Source organism: Flavobacterium sp. ENC, assembly GCF_020991415.1.
Classification (GTDB): Bacteria; Bacteroidota; Bacteroidia; order Flavobacteriales; family Flavobacteriaceae; genus Flavobacterium.
In genome coordinates this window covers 434,539-456,205 of sequence record NZ_JAJMOY010000005.1, presented here as the reverse complement: position 1 = coordinate 456,205, position 21,667 = coordinate 434,539, and the positions used below count along the sequence as shown (strand labels likewise).

The following is a 21,667-nucleotide window of genomic DNA, read 5'->3' as shown; positions in this document are numbered from 1 at the left end:
TTTAAGCTAACACCATTAAAACTAAAGCGTAAAAATTAAAACTAAATCTGCGAGAAATAAAAAAACAGCGAAAACCCGTGCAATCCGTTAAACCCGCGATCCACCATAAAACATAATTCAAAACAGCATAAAATGATCCATAAGCCAAAATATCACAGCGTATTTATTATAAGCCTCTTACTGATAGTAGCCTGTAACGGATATGCTCAGTCTGCCCGGAAATTACCAAAAATTAAAGTATCAGAAAATCATCATTATTTTGTCACCGAAGATCAAAAACCATTTTTCTGGCTTGGCGATACCGGTTGGCTGACTTTCGGGAAATTGGACAGGGAAGGCGTAACGAAATATTTTCAGGATCGAAAAGAAAAAGGGTTCAATGTGGTTCAGGTTATGGTTTTGCATTCGCTGAATGTAACAAACATTTATGGAGATAAAGCTTTGGTAAATGAAGATGTTTCGAAACCATTGACGACAGCAGGGAATAATTTTAGTAATCCACAGGAATATGATTATTGGGATCACGTAGATTATACGCTGGACGTTGCTCAGAAAAACGGAATTTATGTGGCTATGGTCCCGGTTTGGGGAACCAATGTTTCAAAAGGAAATAAAGTCAGCAAAGAACAGGCACAACAATATGCCCAATTTTTAGCAGACCGCTACAAAAACAGAACCAACATTATCTGGTTAAATGGCGGAGACACACACGGAAACGAATTCACAGACATCTGGAATACAATTGGAAGTACCCTGAAAACCAGTAATCCGGATCAGTTGGTGACGTTTCATCCTTTCGGCCGAACCGATTCTTCTGAAAACTATCACAACGAGAAATGGCTGGATTTTAATATGTTCCAGTCCGGTCACCGCAGGTACGATCAGGATACACTGGCAGGATCTTTTAAAGAAGACAACTATAAATTCGTTCAAAGAGACTACGAATTAAAACCAGCCAAACCCACACTGGACGGAGAACCCTCTTACGAAGGAATTCCGCATGGTCTGCACGATACCTTACAGCCAAAGTGGACCGCCAATGATGTAAGACGTTACGGCTATTGGTCCGTTTTTGCAGGAGCAGCAGGCTATACGTACGGGCATAATGCCGTCATGCAAATGTTCCGAAAAGGTGATAAACCTGCTTACGGAAACAAGGAAATATGGACATACGCGATCAACGCACCCGGAGCCGGACAAATGGTATTTCTTAAAAAACTAATGCTGGATTTTCCGTATTTAGAAAGAGTTCCGGACCAGACATTGATTGCAAACCAGGGCGAGAAATACGATTACCTGATTGCAACACGAGGAGAAAAATACGCCTTAATTTATACCTACAACGGTAGAAAAATTCTACTCAATATGGGGAAAATTGCCGGCAATAAAGTAACCGCAAGCTGGTACAATCCCAGAAACGGAAAAGAAACAAAAATCGGATCTGTTGAAAATAAAGGAGCAAAGGAGTTTCAGCCATCCGGAAATAAAGCAGATGGAAACGACTGGGTCTTGATTTTGAAGTCAAATAAGTAACGATTAACCCGATAGGTTTTTAAAACCTGTCGGGTTTAAACAGGATAGCAAAAAAATAAAAAATCCGCGCAATCTGCTCCATCTGCGTGAAACCAAAAAGCATAAAACCATGAAAAATATACTAATCATTCTTTGTTTTATAACTTTCAACGCAGCCTTTGCAAATGATGGCTGGCTGAATATCCTAAACGAAGGCGGCAACAACAAAGGAATAATTTGTACAGACGCCATTCAGAAAGCCATTGAAAAAGCTTCTCAAAAGGGAGGTGGAACCATTTTCTTTCCGGCAGGGGAATATTTAACAGGTGCTTTAAAATTAAAAAGCAACATCACCATTTATCTGGATTCGGGTGCGCTTTTGAAATTTTCCGATAATTTTGATGATTACCTGCCTTTTGTAGAAATGCGTTATGAAGGAATTGTGATGCAGAGTTTTTCGCCCTTATTTTATGCAAAAGATGCCGAAAATATTACCATAAAAGGAAGAGGGGTAATCGACGGACAGGGAAAAGCATGGTGGAATGAAGTCTATCGCATTGAAACCGCCAAAGAGCCTTTACCACTGACCAAATACCAAAAAATGTGGGAGGAACAAAATAAAGGATTATTTACAGAACCGTATTACAAAAGAACCATCGATAAAAAGTTTTTCAGGCCTTCTTTTTTCCAGACCTACAATTGTAAAAATATATTGGTAGAAGGTGTAACCTTTCAAAATTCACCTTTCTGGACGATAAACCCGGAGTTTTGCGATAATGTCACGATAACGGGAGTAACGATTTTCAATCCGCATTCGCCTAACACAGACGGAATCAATCCATCCTCGTGTAAAAATGTTCATATTTCAAATTGCCACATCAGCGTTGGAGATGACTGCATCACGATAAAATCAGGAAGAGACAGAGACGGCCGTAAATATGCAAGAGCTACAGAAAATGTGACCATCACCAACTGCACCATGTTAAGTGGTCACGGAGGTGTTGTGATTGGAAGCGAAATGTCCGGCGGAATTAAAAAAGTGACGATTTCTAATTGTGTTTTTGACGGGACAGACAGAGGAATCCGTATCAAATCGGCTCGGGGAAGAGGCGGGGTTGTTGAAGATATTCGAGTGGATAATATTGTCATGAAAAACATTAAGGAAGAAGCCATTGTACTGAGCCTTTTTTATGACAAAGACACCAAAGAAGAACCGGTAACCGAGAAAACGCCCATTTTCAGAAATATTCACATGAGTAATATCACAGGATCGAATGTAAACAAAGCAGCTTCTATTTTAGGAATCAAGGAAATGCCCATTCAAAACATTACATTTTCGAATATAAACATGGATGCCAAAGAAGGTTTTACGGTGAATACGGCAACAGAGGTAGAATTTCATGATGTAAAAATCAATGCTTCAGTGGGTTCTTCCTTCAAAATATCAGATTCAAAAAATCTCATTTTAGACAACACAGGTTCCTCAACACCGATAAAAGGAGTTCCGGTGATTAAACTGGATAATGTTTCCAATATGATGATCAATAACAATTTTCCTTTTACTGCAACAGATATTTTTATGGAAGCCGACGGAAAAGAAACAAAAGGAATTTACCTGAAAAACAATGTATTCAATAATGTAAATACCATTGTAAAAAAAGGCGCAGCCTTAGATAAAAAAGCAATTTCAGAACAGCCATGAAAAAAATAGTAACCCTGATATGCCTTGCCCTTATTGCCGTAAGCTATGCTCAGAAAAAGAAAGAAATATATCTTTTTACTTCTTTTAGGGAACCTGCTACAGAAGGATTGTACCTGGCCTACAGTGAAGACGGTTATACCTGGAAAGGACTGGAAGGATCCTTTCTGAAACCGGAAATCGGAGCCAGTAAAATCATGCGGGATCCGTCCATCGTAAAAGGTGCCGATAATACGTATCATTTAGTCTGGACCACAGACTGGAAAGGCGGAAATGGTTTCGGATATGCGAGTTCTAAAGATTTAATGCACTGGTCTCCACAAGAATATATTCCGGTAATGAAAAACGAACCGGAAGTGGTAAACGTCTGGGCACCGGAAATTTTTTACGATGACGTCAAAAAAGAATACATAATTATCTGGGCATCAACGATTCCGTTTCGATTTGAAAAAGGACAGGAAGAAGAGAAAAATAATCACCGGATGTATTATGTAACCACCAAAGATTTTAAAACGTTCTCCCCTGCCAAACTATATTACGAACCCGGCTTTAGTGTCATTGATTGTGTCATTGTCAAGAAAGGCAAAAAAGAGTATGTTTTGGTGCTGAAAGACAACACCAGACCCATGCGAAACATAAAAGTAGCGTTCGGAAAATCGGCTTTAGGACCATTCGGAAAAAGTTCTGAACCTTTTAGCGCTCATTTATCAGAAGGGCCGACGGTTGTAAAAGTGGATAACAAATGGCTGATCTATTACGACAATTACGGCGAGAAAAATTATAAAGCCTCAGCGACTTCAGATTTTGTTCATTTTGAAGATGTTTCTTCAAAAATAAGTCTTCCGGAAGGTCACAAACACGGAACAATAACCACAATTTCAGAAGACGTTTTAAAAGGTTTAATGGAGAGAAAATAGAAGTTTCAACGCAAACCTGACAGGTTTTTAAAACCTGTCAGGTTTAAAGAAAATATCAAAATGATTGCTTTCCAAAAAATAAAAACCAATCATTCGTGCCATAGGTTTCACAGATCAAATAAATAAAAAAAAATCTGCCAAATCTGCCAAATCAGCGGGAGAAAAAATTAGCTCGCAGATTGAGCAGATCATGCAGATAGGATGAAGATTTTATTCGTTAGAATTTTCAAAAAAAAGTAAAAAAGAATGATTGCTTTACAAAAAATAAAAATCGTTTCCTCACTAACTGTGCTGTTGACTTTCGGGTTAGTAAATTCTGCTATGGCCCAAAACGACACCGTGCGGTATGTTGGTAAAACACTTTCGAATATAGATTACCATCACGGGCAGTTAAGTCCGGCAGTTGGGGTTCACGCCACGCAGATTATGCGTGCCAGCCGTGAACATCCCGAAAAAGCAGATGGTTTTGGCTGGACCTATAATCACCAGCCCATGATGGCGTATTGGAACAACACCTTCTACCTGCATTATTTAAGCGATCCGACCGGAGAACATATTCCGCCAAGCCAGACCTTACTAATGACTTCGAAAGACGGTATAAGCTGGACAAAACCTCAGGTTATTTTCCCGATTTACCATATTCCTGACGGATGGAAAAAGGAAGGTGTTGAAGGCATTTCCAAAAACCTTGATGCCATTATGCACCAAAGAATGGGATTTTATACCTCAAAAGACAAACGCCTTTTTGCCTTAGCATATTACGGAATTGCAATGGATAAAAAAGACGATCCGAATGACGGAAAAGGGATTGGACGCGTGATTCGTGAAATTAAAAAAGACGGTAGTTTCGGAGAAATCTATTTCATCAGATACAATAAAAGCTGGGATAAATCAAAATCAGCCTTTCCGTTTTATACCAAAGCAAAAGACAAAGGATTCCTAAAAGCCTGCGAAGAAATTCTTTCGGAACCTTTGGTTTTACAGCAATGGGTAGAAGAAGCCGATCGTGACGATGAATTGATTCCGTTGCAAAAGCCATACAAAGCCTTTAGTTATTATCATTTGCCTAACGGAAATGTCGTGGGTTTATGGAAACACGCCCTGACCTCCATTAGTAAAAATGGTGGAAAAACCTGGGACTATATGCCTTTGCGTGCGCCTGGTTTTGTCAACAGCAATGCTAAAATCTGGGGACAAAAAACATCGGATAATAAATACGCAACAGTTTACAATCCATCCGAATACCGTTGGCCGCTTGCGATTTCTACCAGTGATGACGGCCTGAATTATAAGGATTTATTATTGGTTCACGGAGAGATCAGTCCGATGCGATATGGCGGAAACTATAAATCTGCCGGCCCGCAATATGTTCGTGGTATAACCGAAAAAGACGGTACACCACCCGACGGAAAAATTTGGGTAGGGTACAGCATGAATAAAGAAGACATCTGGGTGGCCTCGATTCCGGTTCCCGTAATTTCGACAGTGACCGAAAATGCAAATGACGTTTTTAATACTCTTCCCGACGGAGAAGAATTAAAAGTATGGAATACGTACGACCTTTCGTGGGCTTCCGCCAAAATCGAAAAGAAAACAGACGGAAAAAAATGGTTAACTTTAAGGGATCAGGATGCTTTTGATTATTCGCGTGCAGAACGTGTAATTCCGTTTGCAGAAAAAATGGAAGCCGTTTTTACCGTAATGCCGGAACAAAACAATCACGGTTTGCTGCAGGTTGAATTTCAAAATAAGCAGGGACTTCCGGCTATTCGATTGGTATTCGATTCCGATGGAGAACTGAAAGCGAAAAATGGTGCCCGTTTAGGTGGAATTACAAAATATGAAGCAGGAAAAGAATATACTATAACAGTTAAATTAGACGTCACTTCCCGTTCGTATACTGTAAAAGTAAATGACGGTAAAGAAAGTGCTAAAATATTCTATGCTCCGGTTGACGGCATTTCACGCATTATGTTCCGCACGGGCGAGCAGCGGTACACACCCAATGCTGATACTGAACCTGACACACCGGATTTTACCGATTTACCGGATACGGGTAAACTAATTCCGGAAGCAGTATTTAATATTAAATCATTGGTGACGAAAAAGTTAAACTAGATACGCAATCAAACCCGACAGGTTTTTAAAACTTTTTGGGTTTCTACGAACTAAAAATTATAACGTGAAGTTTTTTAAAAACATACTGGTAACAATCACCCTTTTAGTCACCCTCATTTCGAAGGGGCAAACTGCTGTTGTGCATTTAACCTGCGAAAAGGCTGAAAATCCATTGGCTGTAGTGCAGAACCAGCCACGATTAAGCTGGCAGTTAACTTCTGAAAAACGGAATGTCTCCCAAAATGCCTATCAGATTTTAGTAGCTTCCTCAGCGGAAAAACTTCAAAAAAATGAAGCTGATAGCTGGGACAGCGGTAAAGTGATTTCAAACAAAAATCTTCAAATTTCGTATAACGGACATCCATTAAAAACAGAAAATAAATATTTCTGGAAAGTCAGAATCTGGGATCAGGAGAACAAAGTTTCCAAATGGAGCAGAACAGCTTCGTTTAGAATAGCACCTTCCGCATCAGATCTAAATCCAATCTGGATTGGTGCCATTACAAAAGCCGACAGTCATTTGCCGGAAGGCAGAAATTACCATACGGCAACTTTCAAAAAAGAGCGAAAAGAAGCCATCATTAATGCTTCAGATTCTTTGTCGCGCAGAAGTATTATCCTTCGCAAACCTTTCGAACTAAAAAAAGAAATTAAAGAAGCCTTCGTTTATATTTCAGGTTTAGGACATTATGAACTAACCATTAACGGAAAAAAAATCAGTAACAGCGAATTCGCACCACTGTGGACAGATTACGATAAAACAGTCAATTACAATACGTATGAGTTGTCTGCCAATGAATTGCAAAACGGAGAGAATGTGATTGGCGTTCTGTTAGGAAACGGAATGTACAATATGGTTGCCGAAAGATACGCGAAGTTTTTTGTGAGTTTTGGGCCGCCGACTTTGTTTTTTAAGATGAAAGTGGTGTACAAAGACGGCTCGGAACAAATCATTAAATCAGACGAAAGCTGGAAATACAGCAAAAGCCCGATTACGTTCAACAGCATTTTCGGAGGCGAAGATTACAATGCCAATTTAGAGCAGGAAGGCTGGAACAAAAAAGGATTTAAAGACGCCCACTGGAAAAAAGTAGTCCTTCAGGAAGCACCAAAAGGAAATCTGAAAGCGCAGACTGCTCCGCCGGTTACGATTCAGAAAAAGTTTGATGTAAAAGAATTCAAACAGCCGAAAACAGATACTTATGTTTTTAACATGGGACAAAATCTTTCCGGTTTTCCAACCATTAAAGTCAAAGGAAAAAAAGGACAAACCGTTCGGATCTGGGTAGGGGAAGGATTAAATGATGAGGGAACTGTAGGTCAGGGCAGATCCGGGAAACCTTACTACTACGACTATACTTTAAAGGGGCAAGGTGTTGAAGAATGGCAGCCAAAATTCAGTTATTACGGATTTCAGTACATTCAGATAGAAAACATTAATTACAAGGAAACGAAAAACGAAAACTTCCCGACGGTTGTCTATTTAGAATCAAATTTCATTTATAATTCGGCTGGCGAAGCAGGAACTTTTGAGTCTTCCAATGAGATTTTCAACAAGACACACGAGCTCATCAATAATTCAATAAAAAGCAATTTTCAAAGTGTTTTCACCGATTGCCCGCAGCGTGAAAAATTAGGCTGGCTGGAAGAAGTTCACTTGAATGGCCCGGGATTAATGTTCAATTATAATCTGGAAAGTTATATTCCTGCAATCATGCAGAACATTTCAGACTCACAGCGCGAAAACGGCCTGATTCCGACTATTGTTCCCGAGTATGTAATCTTTGGCGGTGATTTTACCGATTCTCCGGAATGGGGTGTAACAGGAGTTATTTTACCTTGGATGTATTATGAATATTATGGGGATTCTTCCTTAATCGAAAAATATTACCCAGTTATGAAAAGCTATGTGGATTACCTGACCACGACTTCGAAAAATCATATCGTTTCGCACGGATTGGGTGACTGGTACGATTACGGAACGCATGCGGCAGGATATTCGAAAAACAGTCCGATTGCACTTTCGGCAACTTCTCATTATTTTTATGGAGCAAGTCTGGTGGCAAAGGCCGCAAAATTGCTCAACAAAATCGACGATATAGAGAAGTACGAAAAATTAACTTCTGATATTAAAAAAGCATTCAACGATGCGTTTTTCAACGAAGCAACCAAACAATACGGAACCAGCAGTCAGTTTAGTAATGCCGTTCCCGTTTTTATGGATATTGTAGCACCGCAATACAAAGCAGCAGTACTGCAGAATTTAGTGGCAGATATAAAAGCCAAAGGAGACAGACTGACTACAGGCGATGTTGGAAATCGCTATTTATTTCAGGCGTTGGCCCGAAACGGAGAAAACGAAACAATGTATAAAATGAACAATCATTACGATGCACCGGGTTATGGTTTCCAGATCAAATTTGGATTGACAACCTTAACGGAACAATGGGATCCTCGCAAAGGAAATTCATGGAATCATTTTATGATGGGACAGATTGAAGAATGGTTTTACCGGAGTTTGGCAGGAATTGTGCCAGACGATGCAAACCCCGGATTTAAACATTTCTTTATTCAGCCGGAAATGGTAGGAGATATGACTTTTGTAAAAGCAACATATCAATCCATCTATGGAAAAATTGCTTCGGCCTGGGAGAAAAAGGATGGAAAATTAATTTTGAAAGTGGAGATCCCGGCCAATACCTCAGCAACAATAAAATTGCCGACCGATAAAAATCCGGAAGTAAAAGTAAACGGAAAATCAACAGAGAATTTAAAATTAGGATCAGGAAAATATACAATCGAATGCAAAATATAAAATAATACACGGATTTGGCTGAGAATACTGGTTATCACAGATTTTTTTATTCGGTTAGTTATAAAAATTGAATAGCCTCCAGTTTTAACTGGAGGTCGAAAATCGACAAGTCACAAGGCTTTAGCAAAATTAATAGATTAGGCTAAAGCCGGTTTAAAAATTATATTATTTTCCTCTAAAGCAGGAGGCAATTCAAAAAATAGGATAAAATTATAATGCAAAATGATACACGGATCACACGAATAAAAACGGATTTTTTTCGCTATCAAATATAAAAATCCGCGTAAATCGGTGCTTTCGCTTTAGCGAATCGGCGTTATCCGCGTACCAATCTCAACAATACGAAATGAAAAATTTAAAAAATATTAAATACGCTATCGTAACGGCAATTTTTGCCTTGACATTTTCAAATGCGCAAAGCACTTCCGATACTAATTTCAGAAAACCGGTTTCGGAAACACTAAACAAAATTGAAACTGTTTTTAAGGTCAAGATCAATGACGACAGAGGTTTACTAAAAGGGAAAGAATTAGACTATGCCGATTGGCGAATCGAACCGGGAAATCTGGCTGTTTCCTTAACGAATATCCTGGCTCCGTTTGAGCTGATGTATTTCAAACAACCCGACGGAACCTACATCATAAGAAAATATGAAAACCATAAAGTATCTGTAGACAAAGGAAAAGAACGACTGTCTTATTTGACCAATTTGTACACCAATCTGGACGATTGGGAAAAACGCAAAAAAGAGTTAAAAGCTTGTATGATCACTTCATTTGGTTTAGACAAGGCTCCCCCAATGCCAAAGTCTAAACCACTTTTAACTCCAAAAAGAATTTATAAAGATTATAGTATTGAAAATATCGGATTGGAAATTCTGCCGGGAGTTTATGTAACAGGTTCCATTTACAAACCCTATCCTTTAAACAAAAAAGCAGCAATTATCCTAACGCCTGACGGTCATTTCGGAGATGGGAGATATAGAAAAGACGAACAGTTACGTTGTGCAGTTTTAGCCAAAATGGGGGCAATTGTAGTCAGTTACGATTTATTTGCCTGGGGAGAATCGTTACTTCAGTTTCCGGAAGAAACACACAGAAACAGCATTGCATCGACCGTTCAGGTTTTAAGCGGGATACGATTATTAGATTATCTGGCAACCGTAAAAAATGCAGATATGTCACGTGTTGGCGTGACCGGTGGTTCAGGCGGCGGTTCGCACACGATGTTTTTGGCTGCTTTGGATGACAGGATTACCGTTTCAGCTCCGGTTGTCATGGTTTCTTCTCATTTTTCAGGTGGCTGTCCCTGCGAAAGCGGACGCGGGATTCACTTGTGCGGAAACGGAACCAACAATGCTGAAATTTCTGCAATGATGGCCCCCAAACCACAGCTGATTGTTTCCGATGGAAAAGACTGGACACTTGCCGTTCCGGAACTTGAATTTCCTTTTATTCAGAGAACTTACGGCTTATACGGTAAAAAAGATTTGGTCGAAAATGCTCATTTTGCAAACGAAGGACATGATTTTGGAGTTTCAAAGCGTATGGCTTTATATCCGTTCATGGCCAAATATTTAAGTTTGGATTTGAAAAAAGTGCAAAATCAAAAAGGCGAAATCGACGAATCAACTGTGGTGATAGAACCGAAAGAAAAAATGTTTGTTTTTGGAGATAAAGGCGAAAAATTACCGGCGAATGCTTTAAAAGATATCAACAAATTATATGAAATGTTTGGCGAGAAGAACAATAAAATTTACGAGGTTAAGAAATAAGAAACAAGAAGCAAGAAAGGGTTGCTACGAATTACACTAATTTACACGAATTAAATTTTTGCCATAGATTAAAAGATTAGAAGGATTTTTTAATCTCCATAATCTGCGAGAGTAATTTTTTTACACGCAGATTTAGCAGATTTTAATGATTAGCAAAATAAATTGGTGAAATTGAAATAAAAATTAAAAGAGAAATTAGTGCCAATTCGTGTAATTCGTGGCAAAAAAATATATACTATGAAGTTAAGAAATAAAATAACTGCGATTTGTTTTGGAATTGTTTCGTTTGCTGCAACGGCACAAAGTAACAGCGACCTGAAATTATGGTACGATAAACCGGCAGCCATCTGGAACGAAGCTTTGCCTTTAGGTAACGGTCGTCTGGGCGCAATGGTTTTTGGTGATCCTGCTGTGGAAAGACTTCAATTGAATGAAGAAACCATCTGGGCGGGTTCTCCGAATAGCAATGCACATTCCAAATCAATTAAAGCTTTGCCAATCGTTCGTCAATTGATTTTTGATGGAAAATTTGATGAAGCCCAGGATTTGGCGACGCAGGATATCATGTCACAGACCAATGACGGCATGCCGTATCAGACTTTTGGAAGCGTTTATATTTCATTTCCGGGACATCAAAAATATACCGATTATTACAGGGATTTAAATATTGGCGATGCCACGGCAAAAGTAAAATACAAAGTAAATGGCATAGAATTTACAAGAGAAATCATTACGGCCTTTTCAGATCAGGTGATTGCGGTGAAGCTTACGGCCAGCCAGCCGGGACAAATTACCTGTAACATCTTTATGAACAGTCCGATCGATAAAACGGTAGCATCAACAGAAGGAAATCAAATTATACTTTCGGGATTAGGGACGAATTTTGAAAATGTAAAAGGAAAAGTAAAATTTCAGGGAAGACTTACTGCTCAAAACAAAGGCGGTGAAATAAACGCCAGTAACGGAATTTTAAGCATTGAAAAAGCAGATGAAGTGACATTGTATATTTCGATAGCCACCAATTTCAAAAACTATCAGGATGTTACGGGTGATGAAATTGCCAAAAGCAAATCGTATTTAGAACAGGCTTTACCGAAAAGTTTTGACGAAATTAAAAAAGCACATGTGGCGTTTTACCAAAAATTCTTCGACAGGGTTTCATTAGACTTAGGGAAAAATGAAGCAATAAAGAAACCAACAAACGAAAGAATCAGGGACTTTCCGAAACAATTTGATCCGCAACTGGCAGCATTGTATTTTCAGTTCGGACGCTATCTTTTAATTTCAAGCTCACAACCGGGTGGACAGCCCGCGAATTTGCAGGGGATTTGGAACGATATGGTGACACCGCCCTGGGACAGTAAATACACCACAAATATCAATGCCGAAATGAATTACTGGCCTGCCGAAGTCACTAATCTTTCGGAAATGCACGAACCTTTTATTCAGATGGCAAAAGAGCTAAGCGTAACAGGTCATGAAACCGCAAAAATTATGTATAACGCCAGCGGATGGGTTTTGCATCACAACACCGATATCTGGCGCGTTACCGCTCCGGTAGACTCGGCGGCTTCCGGAATGTGGCCCACGGGTGGTGCCTGGGTGTCGCAGGATTTATGGGAAAGATATTTGTATACAGGCGATAAAAAATATTTAGAAGAAATTTATCCGGTGATGAAAGGTGCGGCCAGTTTCTTTTTAGACTATATGATGATAGATCCTAATACCGGATATCTGGTGGTAGTCCCGTCAAGCTCGCCGGAAAATACACATGCAGGAGGAACCGGAAAAGCAACAATTGCCTCCGGAACGACTATGGACAACCAATTGGTTTTTGATTTGTTTACACATGTAATCGAAGCTTCGAATCTGGTCGCACCGGATGCTGATTTTACCAAAAGAATAAAAGAGGCCCTGGCTAAAATGGCTCCGATGAAAGTGGGGAAATACAGTCAGTTGCAGGAATGGCAGGAAGACTGGGACAATCCGGAAGACAAACACAGGCACATTTCACATTTGTACGGACTGTTTCCGAGCAATCAGATTTCACCAACCAAAACACCGGAATTATTTGAAGCTGCCAAAAATTCACTAAACTACAGAGGCGACGAATCTACAGGCTGGTCCATGGGCTGGAAAGTATGCTGGTGGGCGCGATTATTAGACGGAAATCACGCCTATAAATTATTGCAGGATCAAATGCATCTGGTAACGGCAGACCAAAGAAAAGGCGGCGGAACCTATCCCAATATGCTGGATGCGCACCAGCCTTTCCAAATTGATGGTAACTTTGGATGTACGGCCGGAATTGCCGAAATGCTGATGCAGAGCCAGGAAGATGCGATTCAGTTATTGCCTGCCTTACCAGGTGTTTGGAAAGACGGAAGTATTAAAGGTTTAGTTGCCAGAGGCGGATTTGTAATCGATATGACGTGGAAAAACAATAAAGTTTCGGAGTTGAAAATTTATTCTAAAATAGGAGGAAACTGTAGATTAAAAGTAGAGAATACTTTAAAAGGATCGTCGCTTAAAAAAGCAAAAGGGAAAAATACAAATCCGTTGTTTTATGATGTTGAAGTGAAGAAACCTATTATTTCGGATCAGGCGAAATTGGAGAAACTACAATTACCAGCTTATACTATTTATGATGTGAATATGAAAGTAGGGCAGACGTTTACTTTTACGGGTAATTAATATTGACATGGTTAGTTAGACCTAACAGGTTTTAAAAACCTGTTAGGTCTGCTTACGTTTCCTGCAAGGTTTTCAAAACCTTGTAGGTATTTATAGTTTACATTTAGTTTGTCATTTCGACCGCAGGGAGAAACACGTGCGAAACTCGACAAAGAAAAGCCAATCTTTGTAGCCAATCTAGTGCGATTTCTCTCCCGAAGCCTAGGGGTCGAAATGACTAGATTGTTTAAAAAAAAATACACCTACAAGGTTTTAAAAACCTTGCAGGAGTGGGAAACTGTAAAGTTCTCTCGCGTGAGTGATGGAAGTGGAGCTCTTTTTTTGTGGGGTTTTTTTCAGCCTCACAAAAAAAAGCGGGAACGTACAGCACGACCCGGAGGGGCACGCCCAAAGAATTTTAAAAATAATAATTTGAATATGTTACATCATTTTAAATACAAAATAGTCGTTTTCATCATTTTGATTGCAACTTTAAACAGCTGTAAATCGGGCGCGGACTATTCTCAAAAAGGAAAATCGGTAATTTTAAAAGAAAAAAACTTCAAACATTATGTTGATTATTTCAACACGATGGAAGACGAAAATTTAAAATTTGCAATTCCAAATGATGCTGCGTGGACGTGGATGGAACAAAATATTCCGTTGTTTGAATGTCCGCAGCAAAACTTTGAGGAAATTTATTACTTCCGTTGGTGGAGTGCTCGCAAGCACATTAAGAAAACGCCACAAGGATATGCCATTACCGAGTTTTTGGTAGATCGCTCTTATGCCGATAAATACAATATGATTAGCTGTGCCTTGGGGCATCATATCAATGAGTTCAGATGGCTGCATAATCCGGAATATCTGGAACAGGATGTACATTTATGGTTCAGGGGGAATGACGGCAAGCCCATGAAAAAACTTCGAACATTCAGCAGCTGGACGGCCGATGCGTTGTACAATCGTTATTTAGTCAATAAAGACGATACGTTTTTGCTGGATATGTTTCCGGATCTGGTTAACGAATATGCCGCCTGGGAAGGAGACCGAAAACGCAAAGACGGATTGTTCTGGCAGTTTGATGTCAAAGACGGAATGGAAGAATCCTTAAGCGGTGCCAGAAAGTTCAGAAATGCACGCCCGACGATTAACAGTTATATGTATGGAAACGCAGTGGCTTTGTCCAAAATGGCAAAATTACAAGGCGATACCAAGCAGGAAAATTATTTCGCCGCGAAAGCAGATACGCTTCAGAAATTGGTAGAAAGCAAATTGTGGAATTCCAAAGATGAATTCTTTGAGACTTTCACGGAAAAAGACACCTTGGCGCAGGTAAGGGAAGCTATCGGTTTTATTCCCTGGTATTTCAATCTGCCACAAAAAGATAAAGGTTTCGAAAAAGCGTGGGAACAGGTGAAAGACGAAAAAGGATTTGCAGCTCCGTTTGGGTTAACAACCGCAGAGCGCAGAAGCCCGCGTTTCAGAACGCACGGAACCGGAACCTGCGAATGGGATGGTGCCATATGGCCCTTTGCCAGCTCGCAGACGCTAACGGCCATGGCGAATGTTCTGAACAATTACGATCAGAAAAGTGTGGCCAAAACTGATTATTTCAAACAATTGGATTTGTATGTGCAGTCCCAATATTACAGAGGAAAACCTTATCTTGGAGAGTATCTCGACGAAACGACAGGCTATTGGTTAATGGGCGATCGGGAAAGAAGCCGCTATTACAATCATTCGACTTTTAATGATTTAATCATCACAGGATTGGTCGGTTTACGCCCGAGAGGGGATGAAAAGATAGAAGTAAATCCGTTGATCCCACAGGAAAAATGGGATTGGTTTTGCCTGGATAATGTGTTGTATCATGGCAATATTATTACGATTTTGTGGGATAAAACAGGAGCGAAATACCATAAAGGAAAAGGATTTAGGATTTTTAAAAACGGTAAGGAAATTGCGGTTTCTGAGAGATTAGAGAAATTAGTTTCGGAATAATCTGTTTTTTCTCTCGCTGATTTAACAGATTTAGCAGGTTTTTTGTTCTCATTTTTGCCATTTCGACGAAGGAGAAATCGTCGTAAGTAACGCTGCAATCAAAAGGCTCAATCTTTGTCGATCTTTCAATGGAGATTTACTTCGTCTGTTTGCTATCGCTCGAGTTTCCTGCGTCGAAATCACGAACGAGAGAAAAATCAAAATAAATCTGCTCAATCTGCGTGAAAAAAATAGCAAAGCATCTTAAAATAAAATCATGAAAAAGTTTTTACAAATAACATTCATCCTCATAACATTGATTTCCTTTCCGGCGAAAGCCCAGAATAAAATCGATGTTATCAATCTGCTATGCGAAATGCTCGACAATCCGGAAGGAATTGATGTATTGCAGCCCCGATTAAGCTGGCAGATAGCAGCCGGAGTTAACGATGTGCAGCAAACCGCCTATCAGATTATTGCGGCGTCAACTTTAGAAAACTTAAATTCCGGCAAAGCAGATTTGTGGGATAGCGGAAAGGTTGAAAGTGATGAGTCACTCAATATTATGTATAACGGAAAAAAACTTAACGACCGCGCGAATGTATTTTGGAAGGTCATCGTCTGGACCAATAAAGGCGAAATTCAATCGAAAGATATTGCGCATTTTAGTATTGGAATTTTAAATTATGCCGACTGGAAATCAACGCGATGGATTGGCTATGAAAAAGCTTCTCCGGGAGACAGCATTTTGCAGTATTCCCGATTATCTGCCCGCTATCTCAGAAAAGAAATCAACCTGAAAAAACAAATTAAAAGCGCGAAAGTATATTTAATGGGTCTGGGAATGTACGAATTATATATTAATGGCGCTAAAATAGGAAATCAGGTTTTAGCACCGGTGCCTACAGATTATACAAAAAATATAAAATACAATGTTTTTGATGTGACTTCAGAATTGAAAGAAGGAAAAAATATGCTGGGAACCATTTTAGGAAACGGACGTTTTTTTACAATGCGCCAGGATTACAAACCCTATAAGATCAAAACTTTCGGCTACCCTAAAATGGCGCTGCAATTATTTGTTGAATATACAGACGGAAGCAGGGATATTATCCGAACAGACGATTCCTGGAAAATAACGACCAACGGGCCTATCGTATCAAATAACGAATATGACGGCGAAGAGTATGATGCACGCAGGGAATTAAAAGGCTGGAATACCATTGATTATAACGATAAAAACTGGTTAACTGCTGAATACGTTCAGGAGCCCGGAGGATTTTACGAAGCACAAATGACGCCCAATATGAAAATTATGGGTGAAGTAAAACCCGTTTCCATCAAACAAACTCCAAAAGGAACCTATATTTTAGACATGGGCCAGAATATGGTCGGCTGGCTGCAGCTGAAAGTAAAAGGAAAAAGCGGCGATACAATTACAATGAAATTTGCAGAGTCCTTGCAGGCAGACGGATCGTTGTATATTGAAAATTTGCGTGATGCCAGAACAACCGATCATTATATCTTAAAAGGAGAAGGCGAAGAAACCTGGGAACCCACTTTTGTTTTCCACGGATTTAGATTTGTTGAGGTTTCAGGATTTCCGACAAAACCAACGGTCGATAATTTTGTGGGGAAAGTAGTGTACGATGACATTAAAACAACGGGGACATTTGAATCTTCCAATGCAACAATGAATCAGATTTTTAAAAATGCCTACTGGGGAATCAGAGGGAATTATAAAGGAATGCCCATTGATTGTCCGCAGCGAAACGAACGTCAGCCCTGGTTGGGAGACAGAACGACCGGAGCGTATGGCGAAAGTTTCGTATTCGATAATCAGACTTTATATGCCAAATGGCTGGACGATATTAAAAATGCACAAACTGCCGATGGCGGAATTCCCGATGTGGCACCCGCCTTCTGGCGTTATTACGGAGATAATGTGACCTGGCCGGGCACTTATATTACGGTCGCAGATATGTTGTACCAACAATTCGCCGATAAAAAAGTAATCGAAAAACACTATCCGTACATGAAAAAATGGGTGGTGTATATGGAGCAGAATTATCTGGTGAAAGATTTAATGACCAAAGACAAATACGGCGACTGGTGTGTTCCGCCGGAGTCCTTGGAATTAATTCATGCTAAAGATTCTGCACGAACAACAAACGGCGAACTTATTTCGAGCGCCTTCTATTATCACCTGTTGCAAAAAATGAAAAAGTTTGCAGCAATAAATGGTTCAGGAAATGAAGACATTGCCTATTATGAAGCACTCTCGCAACGAATAAAATCGGCATTCAACGCTAAATTCTTCAATTCAAAAACCAATACATATGCCAATAATACGGTAACGGCAAACCTGCTTCCGCTAGCATTCGGGATGGTTCCTGAAAACCTTCAATCAAAAGTATTTGAAAATATTGTACAGGAAGTGGAGGTAACCTATAAAGGACATATCAGCACAGGAGTCATCGGAACCCAGTTTTTAATGCGGACTTTGTCGCAATTCGGCAGACCGGATTTGTCGTATAAGCTGGCGTCAAATAATACCTATCCGAGCTGGGGCTATATGGCCAAAAACGGTGCGACAACAATTTGGGAACTATGGAACGGAAATACCGCCGATCCCAAAATGAATTCACAAAACCACGTCATGTTGTTAGGGGATTTATTGATCTGGTATTACGAAAACATTGCCGGAATCAGAAGCAATACTGAAACTCCCGGTTTCAAACAGCTTATCATGAAACCGGATTTCAATTGCGGCCTTACCTATGTAAATGCTTCCTGTGAATCTGTTCACGGCCTTATAAAAAGCAACTGGAAGAAAAATAAAAATACGTTGCAATGGAGTATTACGATTCCGGCCAATACCACCGCAGTTGTTTACCTGCCACCGGCTGCCGTGTCTGCTGTAACCGTAAACAATCAAAAGTTAGACAAATCCGGCGTTGCTTATAAGACAGAAAAAAACAATATGGTGCTGACACTGCCATCGGGTTTTTATACTTTAAATGTTAAATAACCGGCATTTTAAACAATTCGGGACAGTACAGGACACATCATTAAAAAATTAGTGTCATTTTTACATTTAATAAATAATTTTACCTAAAAAATTATTGGATATACAGTAAAGATCAAAAATTGTAATTCAAATTAAAGCTAAGAATGAAAATTATAAAAATAACTTTGATAGTATCCTGTCTGTTTCTTTTAGGAAGCTGCAAATCTGCTTTGGAAAAGAAAACCTGGAAAGAAGGGATTTTAACAGATGAATTTATATACGACAAAGCCCCTTATCCGTCTTGTCACGCGGTAACCATTGTCGAAGCAACAAACGGGGATTTAGTAGCATCATGGTTTGGAGGAACGCACGAAAGACATCCTGACGTTTGCATTTACGTAAGCATAAAACCAAAAGGCAGCGATAAATGGGGAGTAGGTGTTCAGGTAGCAGACGGCGTAATGAAAGAAGGCCCGAGGTTGCCAACATGGAATCCTGTTTTATACCAAATTCCTGGCGGAGATTTAATGCTCTTCTACAAAATTGGCCCAAAACCTTCGGAATGGTGGGGTGTAATCCGAACTTCATCAGATAACGGAAAAACCTGGTCGGAGGCGAAAAAAATGCCTGACGGATTTTTAGGCCCTATCAAAAACAAACCGGTTTTATTAAGCAACGGAACACTTCTTTGTCCGTCAAGTATTGAAGGCGACGGCTGGAGACTTCGTATGGAATCTACACCTGATTTCGGAAAAACCTGGATCATGGGCGATACTTTACCAAGAGGAAAACAAAAGATAAATGCCATTCAGCCCAGTATTTTGTTTCATAAAGACGGAAGTATTCAGGCCATCGGAAGAACCAGAAACAGAGCTGTTTTCAGTACATTTTCTAAAGATAACGGAAAAACATGGTCTGATGTGACACTAATTGGTCTTCCCAATAACAATTCAGGAACCGATGCCGTAACCCTTAAAAACGGTAAACATTTATTAGTCTACAATCACGTGCTGCCTCCGGGAAAAGAAGCAAAAGGACCAAGAACACCTTTAAACGTTTCCATTTCCGATGACGGAATTCACTGGAAGGCCGCTTTGGTATTGGAAGATTCAAAAATCAGCCAGTATTCGTATCCGTCTATAATTCAGAGTTCTGATGGAATGGTGCATATTGTGTACACCTGGAGAAGGGAAAAATTGAAATACGTAAAAATCGATCCGGCTAAATTAAAAGCAATTCCAATTAAAAACGGAATCTGGCCCGGAGAGGAAAATAAAGTCGTATCCGCTGTAAAAGCGGAGGAAGAATAAAATTAAAGTTTGCCACGGATTAAATGATAAGAATGATTTTTAGTGCTAATTGAAAATCTCCACAATCTGCTAAATCTGCGAGAGTTAATTTTTTCACGCAGATTTAGCAGATTTAGCAGATTTTTTTTAATCCTGACGCGGAGAGGAAAATAAAGTCCTAAACGTTGTAAAAGCGGAGGAAGAATAAAATTAAAGGTTGGCACAGATTAAATGATAAGAATGATTTTTAGTGCTAATTGAAAATCTCCACAATCTGCTAAATCTGCGAGAGTTAATTTTTTCACGCAGATTTAGCAGATTCAGCAGATTTTTTTTAATCCTGGCGCGTAGAGGAAATAAAGTCGTAAACGCTGTAAAAGCGGAGGAAGAATAAAATTAAAGTTTGCCACAGATTAGAATGATTGGAATGATTTTTAGTGCTAATTGAAAATCTCCACAATCTGCTAAATCTGCGAGAGTTAATTTTTTCACGCAGATTTAGCAGATTCAGCAGATTTTTTTTAATGCTGGCGCGGAGAGGAAAATAAAGTCGTAACTGCTGTAAAAGCGGAAGAAGAATAAATTAGAAGTTTGCCACAGATTAGAATGATTGGAATGATTTTTTGCCGCTAATCAAAATCTCCACAATCTGCTAAATCTGCGAGAGTTAATTTTTTCACGCAGATTTAGCAGATTTAGCAGATTTTTTTTAATGCTGGCGCGGAGAGGAAAATAAAGTCGTAATCGCTGTAAAAGCTGAAGAAGAATAAAATTAAAGGGGTGCCACGAATTCCACGAATTTTCACGAATGTTCTGTCCGTAATTTAATATGTGGTTAATTAGAGAAATTGAAATAAAAAATCAAAAGAAATTAGTGCAATTCGTGTAATTCGTGGCTAAAAAAAACATAACAATGAGCAATAAGAGTTTTATAAAAATAACGGCACTATTTTTTATAGTTGTTTTTGTGGGAGCCTTCACTAGCTGCGCAACGGCTCAATCATCAAAAAACAAACAACAATACAAAGTAGCAGTTTGCGACTGGATGATTTTAAAAAGACAAAAACTCGGTGCTTTTGGTCTGGCCGCTGAAATAAAAGCGGACGGAATCGAGCTCGATATGGGCGGTCTCGGAAACAGACCCACTTTTGACAGCAAGTTAGGCGACCCCGTAGAAAGACAAAAGTTCCTGGATAAATCGAAAGAATCAGGAGTAGCAATAAGTTCTATTGCCATGTCCGGATTTTATGCGCAGTCTTTTGCGAAACGCGAAACCATCGTCCCAATGATCGAAGATTGTGTCAAAGCAATGAAAAACATGAAGGTGAAAGTCGCGTATCTTCCGTTGGGTACAGAAAGTAATCTGGTTAAAAATCCGGAATTGCGTCCTGTGATTATAGAACGATTAAAATGGGCGGGAAAACAAGTAGGCAAAATAGGAGGAGTGATCGCTATCGAAACTTCATTGGATGCTTCCGCAGAGAAAAAATTGCTGGAAGAAATAGATTCTAAATATATCAAAAGTTCTTTCAATTTCGCTAATGCGGTAGATAACGGAAGAGATATTGTAACCGAATTAAAAATTTTAGGGAAAAAACACCTTGCTCAGATTCATGCTTCCAATACCGATAAGGTCTGGTTAGAAAATGATAAGGCGATCGATATGCCGAAAATTAAACAGGCACTTGACGAAATGAAATGGAGCGGCTGGCTGATTGTAGAACGCTCCCGTGATGTTACGCAGGTTCATAACGTAAAAGCCAATTACGGTGCAAATGTGGCTTACTTAAAAAAGATTTTTCAGAATTAAGACTTCACGCTGTGAGACCTGACAGGTTTTTAAAACCTGTCAGGTCTCAATCGGAAAAGAATAAAAA

The 21,667-nt window shown here is 39.5% G+C and carries 11 protein-coding genes; all 11 read left to right on the top strand.

Annotated elements, in window-relative coordinates:
* Positions 1-132: 132 nt before the first annotated feature.
* The 11 genes from LPB89_RS16135 to LPB89_RS16085 all read left to right on the top strand — a co-directional run bounded on the left by LPB89_RS16135 (position 133) and on the right by LPB89_RS16085 (position 21,600).
* The gene (locus LPB89_RS16135) at positions 133-1,533 is read left to right on the top strand and encodes a glycoside hydrolase family 140 protein (RefSeq protein ID WP_230702714.1); all 1,401 of its coding nucleotides are present in this window, start codon (positions 133-135) and stop codon (positions 1,531-1,533) included.
* A gap of 109 nt (positions 1,534-1,642) precedes the next feature.
* Positions 1,643-3,214 (top strand): glycoside hydrolase family 28 protein, encoded by a 1,572-nt coding sequence (locus tag LPB89_RS16130; protein WP_230702713.1) that lies wholly within the window; start codon positions 1,643-1,645, stop codon positions 3,212-3,214.
* Positions 3,211-4,128 (top strand): glycoside hydrolase family 43 protein, encoded by a 918-nt coding sequence (locus LPB89_RS16125; protein ID WP_230702712.1) that lies wholly within the window; start codon positions 3,211-3,213, stop codon positions 4,126-4,128. The genes LPB89_RS16130 and LPB89_RS16125 overlap by 4 nt, the downstream gene beginning before the upstream one ends.
* Positions 4,129-4,374: 246 nt before the next feature.
* Positions 4,375-6,246, top strand: coding sequence for a six-hairpin glycosidase (locus LPB89_RS16120; RefSeq protein WP_230702711.1), 1,872 nt, complete (start codon positions 4,375-4,377; stop codon positions 6,244-6,246).
* Positions 6,247-6,310: 64 nt separating this feature from the next.
* Positions 6,311-9,061, top strand: a complete 2,751-nt coding sequence (locus LPB89_RS16115; RefSeq protein WP_230702710.1) for a glycoside hydrolase family 78 protein — start codon at positions 6,311-6,313, stop codon at positions 9,059-9,061.
* Between the two features lie 346 nt (positions 9,062-9,407).
* Entirely contained in the window at positions 9,408-10,835 is a 1,428-nt protein-coding gene (locus LPB89_RS16110; protein ID WP_230702709.1) for an acetylxylan esterase, read from the top strand.
* 237 nt (positions 10,836-11,072) lie between these two features.
* Positions 11,073-13,529, top strand: a complete 2,457-nt coding sequence (locus LPB89_RS16105; protein ID WP_230702708.1) for a glycoside hydrolase N-terminal domain-containing protein — start codon at positions 11,073-11,075, stop codon at positions 13,527-13,529.
* Between the two features lie 417 nt (positions 13,530-13,946).
* The gene (locus LPB89_RS16100) at positions 13,947-15,512 is read left to right on the top strand and encodes a glycosyl hydrolase family 65 protein (RefSeq protein WP_230702707.1); all 1,566 of its coding nucleotides are present in this window, start codon (positions 13,947-13,949) and stop codon (positions 15,510-15,512) included.
* A 256-nt stretch (positions 15,513-15,768) separates the two neighbouring features.
* Positions 15,769-18,522: an alpha-L-rhamnosidase gene (locus tag LPB89_RS16095; RefSeq protein ID WP_230702706.1), complete on the top strand. Its 2,754-nt coding sequence runs from the start codon at positions 15,769-15,771 to the stop codon at positions 18,520-18,522.
* A gap of 143 nt (positions 18,523-18,665) precedes the next feature.
* Positions 18,666-19,811, top strand: a complete 1,146-nt coding sequence (locus LPB89_RS16090; RefSeq protein ID WP_230702705.1) for an exo-alpha-sialidase — start codon at positions 18,666-18,668, stop codon at positions 19,809-19,811.
* An 892-nt stretch (positions 19,812-20,703) separates the two neighbouring features.
* Positions 20,704-21,600 (top strand): sugar phosphate isomerase/epimerase, encoded by an 897-nt coding sequence (locus LPB89_RS16085; RefSeq protein WP_230702704.1) that lies wholly within the window; start codon positions 20,704-20,706, stop codon positions 21,598-21,600.
* The last annotated feature ends 67 nt before the right edge of the window (positions 21,601-21,667 follow it).